We start from the raw sequence: 16,332 nt of genomic DNA, 5'->3' as shown, positions 1-16,332 counted from the left end.
CCCAAAGCCCGATAAAAACAAAGCCACAGGCAGATGCCCTTGGCTTTGTTATGATCTGCCGGTGTGGCAAACAAAAAAGCGCCGGTGTCCTGCAACAGGCAGGTTTTACCGGCGCTTTTGAATTAACAGTCCAGACTGGGCTATTTTTTACCCGCCAGTTCCAGCATGGCATCGGCAATGTTGTTGGTGCGCAGGCCCACAAGCTCGCGCAGGCGTAGCTGACTGCCGTGCTCCACAAAGTGGTCGGGCAGGCCAAGGCGCTTGATGCACTGCCCGCGCATGAGGCCACGATCATTCCAGAATTCAAGCACTGCAGACGAAAAGCCACCGGCCAGTACGCCTTCTTCCACAATCAGAATGCGGTCAAAACGGTTTGCGATTTCGGCCAGCTGCTCTTCTGGCAGGGGCTTGAGCCATACGGGGTCAAACACCAGAGGCCTGATGCCGGTCTGCTGCTCCACAACCGCAGCCGCTTCCAGCGCGGGGTGGGCACGGTTGCCCACGGCGATCACCGCCAGGCCTTCGCCCTGTTGCAGTATCTCACCCCTGCCGGGGGTCAGCAGCCGGGGTGCTCCGTCCGAGGGCACGCCAAAGGCGCTGCCGCGCGGATAACGCAGGGCACAGGGGCCGGGATGGCTCAAGGCCGTGTGCAGGCTGTGCCGCAGCAGGTTTTCGTTGCGCGGGGCCAGCATGGCAATGTTGGGAATATGCCGCAGGTAGGCAATATCAAACGCGCCGTGGTGGGTGGCACCGTCTTCGCCCACAAGGCCCGCGCGGTCTATGCAGAAGGTGACCGGCAGGTTTTGCAGACACACGTCGTGCACAACCTGATCGTACGAACGCTGCAAAAATGTGGAATACACCGCCAGCGCAGGGCGATAGCCCTGACTGGCAAGCCCTGCTGCAAAGGTCACGGCGTGCTGTTCGCAGATGCCCACATCCACAAAACGGTCGGGAAAACGCGCCCGGAACTTGTCCGTACCTGTGCCCTCGGGCATGGCCGCCGTAATGGCAATGATCTTGTCATTGTGCTCGGCAAGCTCGGTAAGCGTGTTGCTGAACACCGTGGTGAATGAAGGCAGCTTGGCCGTAGAAGCCACAGGCTGCCCGGTTTCTGGCGTGAACAGGCCAATGCCGTGGTACAGTGTGGGATTTTTTTCCGCCGGGCCGTAGCCCTTGCCCTTTTGCGTACGCACGTGCAGCAGCACCGGGCCGTCCTCGATGGCAGCGGCCATTTCGAGATGACGGCGCAGGCTTGTGATGTCGTGACCGTCCACCGGGCCGATATAGTTGAAGCGAAAGGCCTCAAACAGCATGCCCGGAGTAAAAAACGACTTGAAGCTCCACTCGCCGCGCATGGCATAGACAGCCAGCTTTTGCCCGATTCGTGGAATGGAGCGCAGAAAATTGAGCACTTCCTTTCGGGTCTGCCGCACCCAGCGCTGCGAAAGAGTGCGGCTGAGAAACAGCGAAAGCGCGCCCACGTTGGGCGAAATGGACATCTCATTGTCGTTGAGCACCACAATGAGCCGCCGCCCCATGTGGCCGGCAAGATTCAGCCCTTCAAAGGCCTCGCCCGCAGTGAGCGATCCGTCGCCTATCACGGCAAGCACATGGTGCTTGAGACAGGAAAGATCTCGCGCCAGAGCCATGCCCAGAGCCGCGGAAATAGACGTGGAGGAATGCCCCACGCCAAAATGGTCAAAGGGGCTTTCTTCCATGCGCGGAAAGCCGGAAATACCGCCAAACGTGCGCAGGGTATGAAAATTTTTGGCGCGCCCCGTAAGCATCTTGTAGGCATAGGCCTGATGGCCCACGTCCCAGATCAGCTTGTCGTGCTCAACGTTGAACGTGGAAAGCAGGGCAAGTGTCAGCTCCACCACACCCAGAGAAGGCGCAAGATGCCCGCCGGTACGCGAAACCGTATCAATGATGCGGCTGCGCACCTCGCCAGCAAGCTGGGTCAGTTGCGCGTCCGAAAATTTGTTCAGCTGGGCGGGGCTTTCAATACCGTCCAGTAAACTGTCGTGCTCTTTCGTATCCATATCAGGCCGCCCTGGTTACCGTGTAGTCGGCCAATGCCCGCAGAAAATCCGCTTCCTGCCCGTCAAAAGCGGCCAGTGCGTTCTGCGCGGCCTGTGCCTGTTCGCGCGCCAGCTCGCGGCTTTTTTCAAGCCCCAGCAAGGCGGGATAGGTGCTCTTGCCCTGCTCTTCGTCGCTGCCAGCGGGTTTGCCCAGGGTTGCCGTGTCCGAGACCACATCAAGAATATCGTCTGCAATCTGGAAGGCCACGCCAAGCGCCGCGCCGTAGGCAGAAATGGCCTCGCGGGCGGGCTGTTCTGCCCCGGCAAGTATGGCCCCGCACAGGCACGATGCCCGCAGCAGCGCCCCGGTTTTCATGGCATGCACGGTGCGCATCTGCTCAAGCGTAATGGAGGACGCCCCCGTGTAGATCATGTCCCATTCCTGACCGCCCACCATGCCCGAAGACCCCGTCGCCAGCGCAAGTGTGGATACGGCTTCAAGCACGCGGTCGGGGGCTTCGGGGGTGCGGCACATGACCATAAAGGCATCGGTAAGCAGACCATCGCCAGCAAGAATTGCCGTGGCCTCGTCAAAAGCCTTGTGGTTCGAGGGCTTGCCACGGCGCAGATCATCGTCGTCCATGGCAGGCAGATCATCGTGAACAAGCGAATAGGTATGAATCATCTCGATGGCGGCAGCAAAGGGCATGCTGCGCTGCGGCGAAAGACCGCACAGGGCGGCAGTGCTCAGGCACAAAACAGGCCGCAAGCGCTTGCCCCCGGCCTGCAGGCTGTAAAGCATGGAATCCTTGAGCCTCCGGGGTATATCGCGACCGTCAAGACAGGTGGCCAGATAGGCTTCCACGTCCTTGCCCCGCGCGCGCAGCAGGGCCTTCATGTCAGCAACGCTCATCATCGCCTATTCCGCCTCCTCTTCTGCATTCAACCCGCCTTCGGTCACAGGGCGTGACTGAAGCGGACGAGCCTGACCATCCTGCCAGATTTCAAGCTCGTGCCGGGCTTTTTCAAGCTGCTCGCGGCAGTAGCGTGAGCAGGCCGCTCCTTCCTTATACAGTGCCATGCCCTTTTCAAGAGGCAGATCGCCGCTTTCCAGCGCCGCTACTATTTCCTGAAGTCGGGCCATCTTTTTTTCAAAGGTATTGTCTGTCTTGGCGCTCATGGATTTTTTTCCTTAGCGGCGTTGCCGGTGGTCAGAAAGGGCTGCGGATCAACCGATTCGCCCTGAACCAGAAGCGACAGATGCAGATGCGGCCCGGTAACACGGCCTGTGGCCCCTACGAGCCCCACAACCTGCCCCTTGCGCACCCGATCGCCATTTTGCACCAGTATTTCAGAAAGGTGCAGATACGCGGTAAACACCCCTTCGCCGTGATTGATGTACACTACATTACCAGAGAAGTACAAATTCCCCGTAAGCACCACCTGCCCGTCGGCGCAGGCAATCACCTGCTGTCCCTGCTGGCCGCGCAGGTCAAGCCCCTTGTGCACGCCGCGGGGCTGCCCGTTGAATACGCGCTTGAGGCCGTAAAAACTTGACACATCGCTGGGCACTGGCCGTACAAAAGGCAAAACCCACTGGCGTTCGGGCAGACGCTGAGCCAGCGCCTGACGCACAAGCTCCCTGTCGGCCTTGATGCGCGCCATTTCATCCGCTGGCGGATCCACAAATTTTTTGTCCACGTTCAGCTTTTGCACCGGGCGGTCCTTGTCAAAAAAGGCAATCCGGTGGGCAGTGCGGGGGGCTTCCTTGCCACCGCCAACAGATACGGAGAGGTCGCGGGCGGCTTCTTTTTCTTCCAGAGGCACGGGCAGCAGCATCACAGCCTGCCAGCGCGGGGCGGAGCCAGCTGCGGCACTGGTGTTTACCTGCTCTGCGCGGGCCTCGTAGGCTTTACCCAGCCAGTAGAAGGTAAATGCTTTTGTGGGAGCCTCACTCACCGCCAAAGCGGGAAAAGCATCACCACGCGCCACGGTTTCCGGAGCGTCCAGCACAAGCGGGGGAGCCGCCAGCGCGGCAACCCCGGCAAAAAACACATGCAACGTCAGCAGCGCCAGCACAAGGCGCACGAATTTGGTCATACGCGCGGACATCAGCTCTTCCGTCCTTGTTTTTCTGCTTTCGGCCCAGCTACGGCATCTGCCGCAGCTTCCGGCAGTACATTGCTGACCACGGCAGCCAGACTGCCGTCTGCCAGCCGCACCGTAATGGCGCTGCCCGCAGGGGCCGCATTTACCGAGCGCAGCAGCCCGCCATCCGCACCGTGCACAAGGGCATAGCCACGGCTGAGAGGCGCAAGCGGATTGGCCGCCGCAAGCGAAATTTCCAGTTTATCCAGCTCGCGCCCTGCGCGGGCGATCATTTCCTGCCCTGCCGCATGCAGACGACTGTGGGCGGCAAGGTGCTGCTGTTCCTGCGCGGCCAGCATACGCGGCATGGCCGCAGCCAGATTGGCCGAAAGCCCATCTACCCTGCTCTCCAGCATATCCAGCCGCGTGGGGCTAAAGGCACTTTGCAGCGCCTGGGCAAGTCTTTCACTCCGGGCATGGGCAGTATCAAGCCACTGCCGGGTAGCCCTGTGCAGGCGCAGGTGCAGGCTATCCAGCTGTTCCGCAAGGCGCGCCTGATGCCGCATGGGCGAAAACCAGCGCAGGGCGCTCTCGTACTGCGCAAGGTTCTGCCCTGTCGCTTCAAGCCGCTGCCGCATGGCGCGCACAAGGGCGGCCTCGGCCTCGTCAACTTTCTGCACCAGCTCTGCCCGTGCGGGCCAGAGCAGCTGGGCCGCGTGCGAGGGCGTTGCCGCGCGCAGGTCTGCGGTCATGTCGGCAAGTGTAACGTCCACCTCATGTCCAATGCCTGCCAGCACCGGAAGGCGCGACTGAAAAACGGCCTCGGCCACGGCTTCTTCGTTAAAGGCCCACAGATCTTCAAGCGAACCACCACCGCGAACCAGCACAATAACCTGCGCCCAGCCCTGCGCGTTGGCCTCCTGCACGGCCCGCACAATGCTTGGGGCCGCCTCTGCTCCCTGCACCAGTACCGGGAACAGACGGATTCGCGCCCCACTGCCACGGCTGGCAGCCAGTTCCATGAAATCGTGAATGGCCGCGCCAGTAGGCGACGTTATGAGGGCCACACGCTGCGGATCCTGCGGCAGGGGCCGCTTGCGCTCGTGGATGAAATATCCCAGTGCCGCCAGTTTGCGCTTGCTGGCCTCAAAGGCCTGTGCCAGCAGCCCCTCACCCGCAGGCTGCAAAAGCTCTACCGCCAGCTGGTACTGCCCGCGCGGGGCGTACAGGGTAATGCGTCCAGCGCACAGCACATCAAGCCCGTTGCGCAAAAGCTCCAGCGGTGATGGACGTGGCGCGTCAAAAACCTCGCCCGTCAACGGGTCAAACCCCTGGCTGGTCTGCCGCTGCATGTGCCGGAACCACACGCACTGCAGCTGGGCATCCGCATCCTTGATGGTAAAATAGACGTGCCCAGAGCCGGGCCTGGTAAGGTTTGTCACCTCGCCCCGCACCCACACAAAGGGAAAACGCCCCTCAAGAGTTTTGCGCAGCTGCTCCGTGAGCTCACGGACAGACAGTATGGCTTCCTGCATGGTACTCCGCTTGCGGCCCTGTATCTGAAAAGAGGCTCTTTTGTTGTAAAAGGGGCACTGACAGCGCCCCTTTTACGTTACCTCAACCTATGACAAACCCTCGCCCGGTGTGTGCATGGGCATTGCCCCACGCCCCACCCCTGACGCGGTTTTATGACGGTACAATCTGATGCAGCGTGGCCTAGCCCTGCTGCTGTGCCCAGCCCTCGCGAACCCTGGCGGCCCAGGCCGAAAAGGCTTCGGCCATGGCATCGGCAGGCAGCTCGCCCTTTTCGCCGCTACGGCGATCCTTGCATTCCACAATGCCCTTGGCCAGGCCCTTGCCGCCCACCACGAGCTGCATGGGAATACCCAGTAAATCCGCGTCCTTGAACTTGACACCGGGGCGTTCGTCGCGGTCGTCCATCAGCACATCCACGCCCATATCCTTGAGCATGGCGTATATCTGCTCGACCTTGGCGTTGACCTCGTCGTTGCGCGGGTCAAGGTTCAGCAAAATGCAGTCGTAGGGGGCCATTGGCGGGGGAAACACTATGCCGTGTTCGTCGTTGTTCTGCTCAATGGCGGCAGCCGCCACGCGCGAAACACCGATGCCGTAACAGCCCATAATCATGATCTGTTCCTTGCCGTTTTCGTCAAGAAAAGCGGCGTGCATGGCGTCGCTGTACTTGCGGCCCAGCATGAACACGTGGCCCACTTCGATACCGCGCGTAAGCTCAATATGACCACCGCAACGGGGGCACTTGTCTTCGGGGGTGATGGCGCGCAGATCGGCCCATGCTGCCACCTTGGCATCGCGGTTAAGGTCAACATGAACAAGATGGGCATCGCCAGCATTGGCACCCACCACATAATCTGTACCCGCCTGCAGCTCGGCATCGGCGTAAACGGGAATTTCAAGCCCCACAGGCCCGGCAAAGCCCACGGGAGCCTTGGTGATTTCCTGCACGGTGGCGGCGTCGGCCATCACCACGTCCTGCGCGTTGAGCAGGTTCTTGAGCTTGATGTCGTTTACTTCGCGGTCGCCGCGCACAAGCACAGCCACGGCCTTGCCGTCCACCTTAAAGAGCATGGTTTTAACCACAGCAGATGCGGCAACGCCAAGCAGGGCTGCCACTTCTTCCACCGTATGCGCGTTGGGTGTGGCTACCTTTTCAGCCGGGGCACAGGCCTGCGTGCAGGGCTGGCCGTTCCAGGCAACCTCGGCGCGTTCCACGTTGGCCGCGTAGTCGCAGCTGTGGCAGAAGGCAATGGTGTCTTCACCCGTATCGGCCAGCACCATGAATTCGTGCGAAAAATTGCCACCGATGGAGCCGGAATCAGCCTCCACAGGGCGAAACTTGAGGCCAAGACGCTGGAAAATACGCTTGTAGGCCGCGTGGCAGGCCCAGTAGTTCTGCTGCGCGCCGTCTTCGTTGGCGTCAAAGGAATAGCCGTCCTTCATGATAAATTCGCGCCCGCGCATGAGGCCGAAACGGGGGCGGATTTCGTCGCGGAACTTGGTCTGGATCTGGTACAGACGCACGGGCAGCTGACGGTAAGAGCGCACTTCGCCGCGTACGAGGTCGGTGATGACTTCTTCGTGCGTGGGGCCAAGGCAGTATTCACGTTCGTTGCGATCCTTGAAACGCAGCAGTTCCTTGCCGTAGTGTTCCCAGCGGCCCGATTCTTTCCACAGGTCTGCGGGCTGCACCATGGGCATGAGCAGTTCTTCAAAGTTGGCGACGGCCATTTCTTCGCGCACGACGCGGCTTATTTTTTCAAGCACCCGAAGGCCCAGCGGCAGATACGTGTACATGCCCGAAGTAAGCCTGCGCACCATGCCGGCACGCAGCAGAAGCTTGTGGCTGATCACTTCGGCATCGGCCGGGGATTCCTTGAGGGTGGGAATATAGCAGTTGCTGAAACGCATTACTGTGATTCCTTTTCGTTGAGCAGTTGTTGCAGTTCTTCCATAAAAGCCGCCAGCAGGGCTTCCTGCCCTTTGACCGAGCGGATGACCTCGCCCTTGCGAAATATGATGCCCTTGTCGCGCCCGCCAGCAACGCCCAGGTCGGCCTCGCGGGCCTCGCCCGGGCCGTTGACCACGCACCCCATGACCGCCACCTTGATGTCGGCCTTGGAGGTCGCAAGGCGGTCTTCTACCGCGCGCGCAAGCGAAAACAGGTCAATCTCTGTGCGTCCGCAAGTGGGGCACGATATGATTTCCGGCCCTCGCGAACGCAGGCCAAGAGCACGCAGAATTTCCCACGCCACGGTTACTTCTTCCGCCGGGTCGGCGGTGAGCGAAACGCGCATGGTGTCGCCAATGCCCTCGTGCAGCAGAATACCAAGCCCCACAGCAGATTTGACCGTACCGCGCATGAGCCCCCCGGCCTCGGTCACGCCGATGTGCAGGGGGTAGTCGCACACCTCGGCAAGCTTGCGGTACGAGGCGATGGTATCGAGCACCGATGAAGACTTGAGCGAAATTTTTGTGTCGTAAAATCCACGGTCCTCAAGCATGCGCACGTGGCCCAGCGCGCTTTCGACCAGCGCCTCGGGGCAGGGGCCGCCGTACTGCTGAAGCAGGCGCTTTTCGACCGAGCCGGAATTGACCCCCACGCGGATAACCGCCCCGTGGGCCTTGGCGGCATCCACCACGCGGTCAACATGCTCTCTTGGGCCAATGTTGCCGGGGTTGATGCGCAGGCCCTCAAGGCCAGCCTCCAGCGAGGCCACGGCAAGGCGGTAGTCAAAATGGATATCCGCAATAAGCGGCAGACGCGTACCGGCGCGAATGGCGGGCAGGGCTGCAACTGCCGCTTCATCGGGCACGGCCACGCGCACGGCCTCGCAGCCGCGTGCTTCAAGCCGCGCTATCTGGGCCAGTGTGGCCTCGGCATCGCGGGTATCGGTATTGGTCATGCTCTGCACCATCACAGGTGCGCCGCCGCCAATGGAAAGCCCGCCCAGACTGATGGCGCGGGTTGTGCGCTTGTGCATGCTTGCCTCTCAGAAACATGGTGCAACCACAGCCAAAAGCCGCAGTGTGCCGTAAACGATTCTTGTATGCTATTTCGCCCGGCAAGCCAAGTGTGCCCGGCACGCCGCAGCCAGCGGAGCATGCCACCGCAGGCAATTTTATTCCCTCGTCCGCGCACAATACCCCTGATAACACTGCAATTATTCCGCCCCGGTAACTGCCCCGCACAGTCCCGCCATCACGCCGACACCTCCGCCAGGCAGCAGGTAGGAAAATATTACGAAAAAATATTCTGGAACGTGTCTTGCAAAGTTTTTTTGCAAAGGCCTGCGTGCAGACGTTTTTTCCCCCTGCACTCAAGTTTGCGGCCATTACGACGATAAGTATCCATAAAGAACGGCCCCGTATTTCTGGCTGTTGCTGGCTATTCCGGCAACGGTCAGGGCAGGCAGGCCGCACAACATGGCCGCGCCGCGCGGACTGTTTTCAGAACACTACCGGGGTTTATATGCACATTATGCCGCGTCTTCTCATATTATGCTCACTGTTGCTGCCGCTGTTTGCCGGTTGCAGCAAGAGCGGCCCTTCGGCCCTTTCGCCCGGCTATACCGACGCCGTTGAGTTCAAGCTCAAAAGCCGCGAACTGGCCGAACAGATGCTTGCCACCATGCCCAACGACGCCATTCAGGGCTTTGTGGCCATGCCCACGGCTTTTGTGAACCAGAACAACACATCGCAAAGCTCGCCCATGGGCAGGCTCATGGCCGAATCGCTGTTTTACGAATTCAACCAGCGGGGTTTTCCCACGCGTGAATACAGACTTAACGGAACCATCAACGTGCAGGGCGGACGCGACGACCTTGCCCTTGCGGCCAACCAGATGGTTTCGACCAACGGACAAAAATGGGCCGCCCTGGTTGTAGGAACCTACTATGTGGACAAGGACGCAACCTTTATCAACGCCCGCCTGGTGCGCGCCAGCGATGGTCTGGTGATGCGCACGGGCCAGCTTGTGCTCGTCAACACGCCCATTGTGCAGCGCATGACGCAGGCAGATCCCCCGCCGCCACCGGTCAAGACCGCCGAAAACAGCTCAACCGCCAAACCGGCCCCCACTTCGCTCTATACGCCTGCCAGCAGCATCAGCAGCGGCACGCTTGTAATCAAACAACGCCGGTAATGCCGGAATTGCCATGAAAAAATCGTTGAACAGCATTTGCGCACTCTGTCTTACGGCTTCCTTTGCCCTGCCACTCGCCCTGCCAGCTGCTGCGCTGGCCGACGGCATGTCGTCGTACAGCAATGGGCAGTCTGACGCCCAGGCCAAACGCGAGGCAAAGGAAAGGGCCAACTATCTTTCTGAAGCAAACGAGCACAGCCTGGCCTATCTGGGGCAGGCCCGTTATTTTCGCGAGCAGGGGCGCTATGAACTGGCGCGGCAGCGCTACCTTCAGGCCCTCTCCATCTGTGCAGACGATCAGACCCTCTCCATCATCAAAAGGGAACTGAACGGCGTTGAACTGCTTTTGCGCACCATGCGCTAAGGATTGCCATGAACCGCTTTTTTATTATCACTCTTGTGCTTGCGGCCCTGCTTTTTCCGCTCACTGCGGCGGCAGCTGGCAACGTGCCCCGCGCAGCCGTGAGCATTGCCAAGCAGCTGGACGAACAGCTGATGATGCGCTTTGCGGGCGACAACTCTGAAATGAGCCGCAAAGACCGCGAATCGCTGGCCCGCGCGCGCATCATGATTATGGGCACGACCCCGGTGAACATCAACAATCTGGACGAAGCCTCGCCCCTGGCCCGCCAGATGACCGAAGAAATCAGCCGCTGGCTCATCAACGAGGGCTACCGCTTTCAGGAACTGCGCAAGGGGCGCGACATCCGTTTTGACAAGCTGAAGGGTGAATTTATTCTTACGCGCGACGTGCGCCAGCTTGCGAGCTCGAGCGGCACAAGCCAGGCAATACTGGCAGGTACGTATATTGCCACGGGCGAGCAGGTACGCTTCAGCATCCGGCTCATCCACACCACCAGTAACGAGGTGCTGGCCATGGGCACGGCCACCGTACCCATCACAGATGACCTGCGGCCACTGGTGCGCGAACCCCGCGCAGGCGATGGCCTCGCCCCCTCGGTGAGTACCCGCCTGCAGTAGTCATCTTGCCTCATACGCGCTTTGCGTCTATAACATGCCCGCGCCTGTCTGCTTTGACGGCGCGGGTTGCCTTTTGGGCAACGCCGGTTCCCCAAATTCCGTCTTGCCCGCAAGGGCAAACCGTAGCTGATTCCTGAACCCGGGCCGCTGATGTTATTGGCGGCCAAACCCGCGCGGGCACGCCGCCCACTGCGGGCTATACGCCTTTTTGCGTACCGCAAGGAGACAACATGTCGCTCAGTATTGGTATTGTGGGCCTGCCCAATGTAGGCAAATCCACCCTGTTCAACGCCCTGACCAAGGCCCAGAACGCTCAGGCCGCCAACTACCCCTTCTGCACCATCGAGCCCAACAAGGCCACCGTGGCTGTGCCGGACAAAAGGGTGGACGCCCTGACCGCCAAGGCCAAGCCCAAAAAGACCATCTACGCCAGCGTCGATTTTATCGACATCGCCGGTCTTGTGCGCGGGGCCAGCAAGGGTGAAGGGCTCGGCAACCAGTTTTTGGGCAATATCCGCGAATGCGCGGCCATTGTGCATGTGGTGCGCTGCTTTGAGGACGAAAACATCACCCACGTGGACGGCGGTGTCGACCCCCTGCGCGATGTGGACACCATTGAAACCGAACTGCTGCTGGCCGACCTGCAAAGCGTTGAAAAGCGTCTGGACAAGCTGCTGAAGCTTGCCAAATGCGACAAGAACGCCAAGGCTGCCGCCGACATCATGCAGAGCCTGCTGTCCCAGCTCAATGACGGCAAGCCCGCCCGAGGCTTCAGCCTGCCTGAAAACGAACTGTTTCTGACCACCTGGCGCGAGCTTGGGCTGCTTACTGCCAAGCCCGTGATCTACTGCGCCAACGTGGATGAGGCCGCCGTGGCCGAGGGCAACAATTTTTCTGCCACGCTCGAAGCCTTTGCAAAGGAACGCCAGGCGGGCTTTGCGCGCATCTGCGCCAAGCTTGAGGAAGAACTGCAGGGTCTGCCCGAAGAAGAACAGGACGAACTGCTGACCTCTTACGGCATTGACGAAAGCGGCCTTGTGCGCATCATCCACACGGGCTACGCCACGCTTGGCCTGTGCAGCTACTTTACCGCTGGCACGGACGAAGTGCGCGCCTGGACAATCCACAAGGGCTGGAAGGCACCGCAGGCCGCTGGCGTTATCCATACCGATTTTGAACGCGGCTTTATCCGGGCCGAAGTGATTTCGTACGACGACTACATGAGCCACGAAAGTGAAGCCGCCTGCCGCGCTGACGGCGTGCTGCGCGTGGAAGGCAAGGAATATGTGGTCAATGACGGTGACGTCATGCACTTTCTGTTCAACGTCTAGGCATCGCCACATTGTTTCAGGGGGCTCTGTTCCGGCAGGAACAGAGCCCCTTTTTATGACAAAAAGCCGCCCAGAGCTGATGCTCCGGGCGGTTTTTGACATCTGAACGTCAGGCAGCTGCCTGCCCGTCTGATTTTTTAGTCGGCTCGGCGGCCAATGCAGAAGTACGCAAAACCGCGCTGCGCCATAAAGCTGGGCGAGTACAGGTTGCGTCCGTCAAACAGCAGGGGGGCCGTCAGCAGGCTCTTGATCTTGTCAAAGTCGGGGTTGCGGAACTGGTTCCATTCCGTAACCACCAGCAGGCCTTGAGCGCCTTCGCAAGCGCCGTACTGGCTGTCCACTATTTCCACCAGCGGGTTGCCCTTGAAGATCTCGCAGGCATTTTCGGCGGCAACCGGGTCAAAGGCGCGAACCTTCATGCCAGCGGCGGTGAGCTCGTTGACAATGCTGATGGAAGCGGCTTCGCGCATGTCGTCGGTATTGGCCTTGAATGCCAGCCCCCACAGCGCAAGGGTTTTGCCCTTCACGCCGCCCTGGGGAGCAAAGTATTCCTTGATACGGCCAGCCATGTGCTTTTTCTGGCGGGCGTTGACGTCTTCCACGGCGTTGAGCAGCTTGGGTTCCACGCCAGCCTTTTCAGCAGTGTGGATAAGCGCCTTCACGTCCTTGGGGAAGCAAGAACCGCCGTAGCCCACGCCGGGGTAGATGAACTGGTAGCCAATGCGCGTGTCAGAGCCAATGCCGGTACGCACGTCACGCACGTCGGCGCCAACCTTTTCGCAGATGGTGGCGATTTCGTTGATAAACGAAATCTTGGTAGCCAGCATGCAGTTGGCAGCGTACTTTGTCATTTCTGCACTGCGCACGCCCATGACGATGATCTTGTCGCGGGTGCGGGCAAAGGGCGAATACAGTTCGCGCATCAGGGATGCGGCATGTTCCGAATCCGTACCAAGCACAACGCGGTCGGGCTTCATGAAGTCGGAGATGGCGTCGCCTTCCTTGAGAAATTCGGGGTTGGAAACAACGTCCACCTGATAGGAAACGCCACGGGCGGCCAGTTCCTTGTCGATCAGGGCGCGCACTTCGTCGGCGGTACCCACGGGCACGGTGGATTTGTCAACAACCACAAGGTCTTTCTGCATATGGCGGCCAATTTCGCCCGCAACCTGACGCACGTAGCTCAGGTCGCACGAGCCGTCGGGCTGGGGCGGCGTGCCCACGCAGATAAAGGCGCAGTCGGCATTGGCAATGCCTTCTTCAAGACGGGTGGTGAAGGTAAGGCGACCATCTGCGCGGCTGTGGCGCACCATGGGTTCGAGCCCAGGCTCAAAAATATGCACGGAACCGGCGTTGAGCTTTTCGACCACAGCGGGGTTAACGTCCACGCAGGTCACGGTATTGCCCATTTCAGCAAAGCAAGCGGCGCTTACCAGGCCAACATAACCCGTTCCGATGATGCACAACTTCATAACAAAATTTCTCCGTTCGCTCCCACAGCCTACGCCTTGACGTTTCGGCGGGGAACGGGTCAGAATAGTTTAGGTTGAAAGCAAAGCAATACTCTTTTTTCTTTTAATGGGCAACAGCCCAACTTGCAGTGCATAGCACCCGTACTGCGCCTGGTGGACAACTGTATGATCATTGGCCTTGGAACCGACATTACGGAACTGGCACGCATAAAAGCCAGTTATGACAGGTTTGGCGTACGGTTATTGCAAAAAATCCTCACCGAAGAGGAGCAGAAAAACCTGCCGGAGAGTCCTATTGCCTACATTGCGGGTCGGTTTGCCGCCAAGGAAGCAACAGTCAAGGCTCTTGGAACGGGCTTTAGCGACGGCCTAGGACTACTGGACGTGGAAATTCTACGCGGTCCCGCAGGGCAACCACTATTGCGTTTGCATGGCCCTGCCCGCCAGCGCGCCGAAGCCATGGGCATGCGCGCGGCCCACATTTCCATAAGCCATGACCGCAGTGCCGCAGTGGCGGTTGTGGTGCTGGAGGCATAACAATGCCAAGGCTTTTTTACGATCTTTTTCCCCCTTTGCCCCTGCCGGAAGAAATGCGCCAGTGGGATGCCGGTGCCATGGCCCTTGGCCTGCCCGAAGAACTGCTGATGGAAAACGCCGCCCGCGCGGCGCTTGATGTATTGCGGGTTTGCCGGCCAGAACTTGCCGGGCTGCGTGTCTGGCTGCTCATGGGCAGCGGCAACAACGGCGGCGATGCGGCCTGCCTTGCGCGTCATCTGCTGGATGCGGGGGCGCACCCGCTTGTACTGCACACGCGGCCCCTCTCTGCCTGCAAGGGAGCAAGCGGCAAGCATGTGCGCATTGCACGGGCTGCGGGGGTTGTATTTGAGCGCTGCCGCCTCTCTGTTTTCCGCCGTACGCCCCTGCCACACATTATAGTTGATGGCCTGCTGGGTACGGGATTTTGCGGCACACTGCGCCCCGATGCGCTGGAGCTTGTGCGCGAGGTCAATGCCCTGCCCAACCAGCCCTTTGTGCTGGCGCTCGACATTCCCTCCGGTCTTGATGGCCGCACGGGCCTTGCCATGCCGGAAGCCATACGGGCCAACGCCACGGTCAGTTTTGCCGCCGCCAAACCCGGACTGGTGCTGCCTCACGCCCGCGCCTATACAGGCGCACTGCACGTGCGGGTCATAGGTATACCGCTGGCTGTGCAGCGCAAGGCCCCCTGCTCCTTTTACGCCCTTGATGGCCGCTGTTTAAGCCCGCTGGCCCACATTTTGCCCGACGGCTTCAAAAATTCATACGGCCATGTGCTGATTCTTGGCGGCGCGCCCGGCCTTGGCGGAGCAGCTCACCTTGCGGCCCGTGCCGCCCTGCGCGCAGGCGCTGGCCTTGTGACCGCAGCTGCGCCCGGCGCGGGCATTGCAGATATCAAGAATGGCTGGCCGGAAATAATGACCCTGCCGTTGGGCGATACTGAGCGCCAATGGCCCGCGACCCTGCCCGAGGGACTGACAGAGCTGCTTGCGCGTTGCTCCGCGCTGGTGGTTGGCCCCGGCATGGGCCGGAGAAAAGATGCGTCAGACTTTATTGCTGCTTTGCTGCGCCTGCCCTACAGGCCGCCAACAGTTTTTGACGCCGATGCGCTGGTGTTGCTGGCCGGACGGCCAGACCTGCTCGGCCGGGTAGGCAAAAACGATGTTCTTACGCCGCACCCCGGCGAGGCTGCTGCCCTGCTGGGCTGCACCGCCGCAGAAATTCAGGCAGACAGGCAGGGCTCGCTTGCCCGGTTATGCGGCCTGTGCCGTGCCGTTGTTGTTCTCAAGGGAGCCGCAAGCCTCGTGGGACAGTCGCAAGCGCCCACCCTGATTTGCCCCTACGATGTGCCGCAGCTTGCGGTGGGAGGCTCGGGCGATGTACTGGCAGGATGCACCGGCGGCCTGCTGGCCCGCATGCTGCCCGCAATGCGGATGCAGGATGTGACTGCGCAGCCACACAACAACACAACAGCACACAGCAACAGCACCGCAACAGAAATCTTGCAACCAGCGCACATATTGGCAGGCCAGGCCGTAGCCCTGCACGTGCTGGCGGGCAAGAGCCTTGCAGAGCAATGGCCCCTCAGGGGCAACACCCCCTCTGCCGTGGCCGATGCCCTGCCCCGGACACAGAGCGCTTACGCTTGCGGCTTTGCCGCAGATTATACCGCCCCCACAGTTACCCGTGACCCCAAGGACGACATATTGCCATGGCCCAGATAACCCTCCACGACCTTTCTGAAACCGAGCGCTTTGGCCGCCTGCTGGCCCAGGCGGTAACCCTTTGCGGCGTTGCGGCATTGTTGTTGCGCGGCCCTCTTGGAAGCGGCAAAACCACGCTCACCCGCGCGCTGGTCGAGGCTCTACCCGGAGGCGATCAGGCCGAGGTGGCCAGCCCCTCGTTTACCTTGTGCAACTACTACCCCACCACCCCGCCGGTCATGCACTGCGACCTGTACCGCAGCCCCGGCAGCCTGCCCGACGAGATTGCCGAGGGGCTCGACAAGCCACAAATTTTTTCCATTCTGGAATGGTCCGAGTACCTGCCAAAGGCGGAAATGCCGCAAGATTATCTGGACATATCCTTGCAACCGTGCGAAGAAAGTCGCCTACTGACGCTGCAAGCTCACGGCCCCGTTGCCGACGGGCTTTTGCGCCACCTGCGCCAAAACTGGCCTGTGGACAGTTCTGCCCACGACTAGCATGGGCGCGGGCTGA

At 60.5% G+C, this 16,332-nt stretch carries 15 protein-coding genes; 7 read left to right on the top strand and 8 right to left on the bottom strand.

Annotated features, from left to right (window positions below):
• Positions 1–140 precede the first annotated feature (140 nt).
• The 7 genes from dxs to ispG form a co-directional block, all read right to left on the bottom strand.
• A complete protein-coding gene (gene dxs, locus F8N36_RS06305; protein ID WP_291331956.1) occupies positions 141–2,045 on the bottom strand; it encodes a 1-deoxy-D-xylulose-5-phosphate synthase in 1,905 nt (634 codons plus the stop codon).
• 1 nt (position 2,046) lies between these two features.
• Positions 2,047–2,940 (bottom strand): polyprenyl synthetase family protein, encoded by an 894-nt coding sequence (locus F8N36_RS06300; protein WP_291331955.1) that lies wholly within the window; start codon positions 2,938–2,940, stop codon positions 2,047–2,049.
• A 3-nt stretch (positions 2,941–2,943) separates the two neighbouring features.
• Complete coding sequence (xseB, locus tag F8N36_RS06295; protein WP_291331954.1) at positions 2,944–3,204, bottom strand: exodeoxyribonuclease VII small subunit; 261 nt, start codon at positions 3,202–3,204, stop codon at positions 2,944–2,946.
• Positions 3,201–4,136, bottom strand: coding sequence for a M23 family metallopeptidase (locus F8N36_RS06290; protein WP_291331953.1), 936 nt, complete (start codon positions 4,134–4,136; stop codon positions 3,201–3,203). Before F8N36_RS06290 ends, xseB begins: the two co-directional genes overlap by 4 nt.
• Positions 4,136–5,647, bottom strand: coding sequence for an exodeoxyribonuclease VII large subunit (xseA, locus tag F8N36_RS06285; RefSeq protein ID WP_291331952.1), 1,512 nt, complete (start codon positions 5,645–5,647; stop codon positions 4,136–4,138). The genes F8N36_RS06290 and xseA overlap by 1 nt, the downstream gene beginning before the upstream one ends.
• A gap of 181 nt (positions 5,648–5,828) precedes the next feature.
• Positions 5,829–7,559: a proline--tRNA ligase gene (locus F8N36_RS06280; protein WP_291331951.1), complete on the bottom strand. Its 1,731-nt coding sequence runs from the start codon at positions 7,557–7,559 to the stop codon at positions 5,829–5,831.
• Positions 7,559–8,632: a flavodoxin-dependent (E)-4-hydroxy-3-methylbut-2-enyl-diphosphate synthase gene (gene ispG, locus F8N36_RS06275; RefSeq protein ID WP_291331950.1), complete on the bottom strand. Its 1,074-nt coding sequence runs from the start codon at positions 8,630–8,632 to the stop codon at positions 7,559–7,561. The genes F8N36_RS06280 and ispG overlap by 1 nt, the downstream gene beginning before the upstream one ends.
• 497 nt (positions 8,633–9,129) lie before the next feature.
• On the opposite strand from ispG, the gene F8N36_RS06270 reads away from it, so the two are divergent.
• The 4 genes from F8N36_RS06270 to ychF all read left to right on the top strand — a co-directional run bounded on the left by F8N36_RS06270 (position 9,130) and on the right by ychF (position 12,104).
• Positions 9,130–9,792 (top strand): FlgO family outer membrane protein, encoded by a 663-nt coding sequence (locus F8N36_RS06270; RefSeq protein WP_291331949.1) that lies wholly within the window; start codon positions 9,130–9,132, stop codon positions 9,790–9,792.
• Between the two features lie 13 nt (positions 9,793–9,805).
• Positions 9,806–10,156 carry a hypothetical protein gene (locus F8N36_RS06265; RefSeq protein WP_291331948.1) on the top strand — a complete coding sequence of 117 codons (351 nt, stop codon included), beginning with the start codon at positions 9,806–9,808 and terminating at the stop codon, positions 10,154–10,156.
• An 8-nt stretch (positions 10,157–10,164) separates the two neighbouring features.
• Positions 10,165–10,773, top strand: coding sequence for a FlgO family outer membrane protein (locus F8N36_RS06260; protein ID WP_291331947.1), 609 nt, complete (start codon positions 10,165–10,167; stop codon positions 10,771–10,773).
• A gap of 230 nt (positions 10,774–11,003) precedes the next feature.
• The gene (gene ychF / locus F8N36_RS06255) at positions 11,004–12,104 is read left to right on the top strand and encodes a redox-regulated ATPase YchF (protein ID WP_291331946.1); all 1,101 of its coding nucleotides are present in this window, start codon (positions 11,004–11,006) and stop codon (positions 12,102–12,104) included.
• 137 nt (positions 12,105–12,241) lie between these two features.
• Here the strand turns inward: ychF and F8N36_RS06250 are convergent, their stop codons facing one another.
• Positions 12,242–13,576 (bottom strand): UDP-glucose/GDP-mannose dehydrogenase family protein, encoded by a 1,335-nt coding sequence (locus F8N36_RS06250; RefSeq protein ID WP_291331945.1) that lies wholly within the window; start codon positions 13,574–13,576, stop codon positions 12,242–12,244.
• A gap of 165 nt (positions 13,577–13,741) precedes the next feature.
• On the opposite strand from F8N36_RS06250, the gene F8N36_RS06245 reads away from it, so the two are divergent.
• The 3 genes from F8N36_RS06245 to tsaE are packed head-to-tail and all read left to right on the top strand — an operon-like array spanning position 13,742 to position 16,316.
• Complete coding sequence (locus F8N36_RS06245) at positions 13,742–14,113, top strand: holo-[acyl-carrier-protein] synthase (protein ID WP_291331944.1); 372 nt, start codon at positions 13,742–13,744, stop codon at positions 14,111–14,113.
• 2 nt (positions 14,114–14,115) lie between these two features.
• On the top strand, positions 14,116–15,837 hold the full coding sequence (locus tag F8N36_RS06240) for an NAD(P)H-hydrate dehydratase (protein WP_291331943.1): 1,722 nt from the start codon (positions 14,116–14,118) through the stop codon (positions 15,835–15,837).
• Positions 15,825–16,316: a tRNA (adenosine(37)-N6)-threonylcarbamoyltransferase complex ATPase subunit type 1 TsaE gene (tsaE, locus tag F8N36_RS06235; RefSeq protein WP_291331942.1), complete on the top strand. Its 492-nt coding sequence runs from the start codon at positions 15,825–15,827 to the stop codon at positions 16,314–16,316. The genes F8N36_RS06240 and tsaE overlap by 13 nt, the downstream gene beginning before the upstream one ends.
• Positions 16,317–16,332: the final 16 nt, after the last annotated feature.

It is taken from the genome of Desulfovibrio sp. (assembly GCF_009712225.1).
Lineage (GTDB): Bacteria > Desulfobacterota > Desulfovibrionia > Desulfovibrionales > Desulfovibrionaceae > Desulfovibrio.
The sequence above is the reverse complement of the archived record's forward strand: the minus strand, read 5'-3'. Positions and strand labels throughout refer to the sequence as shown.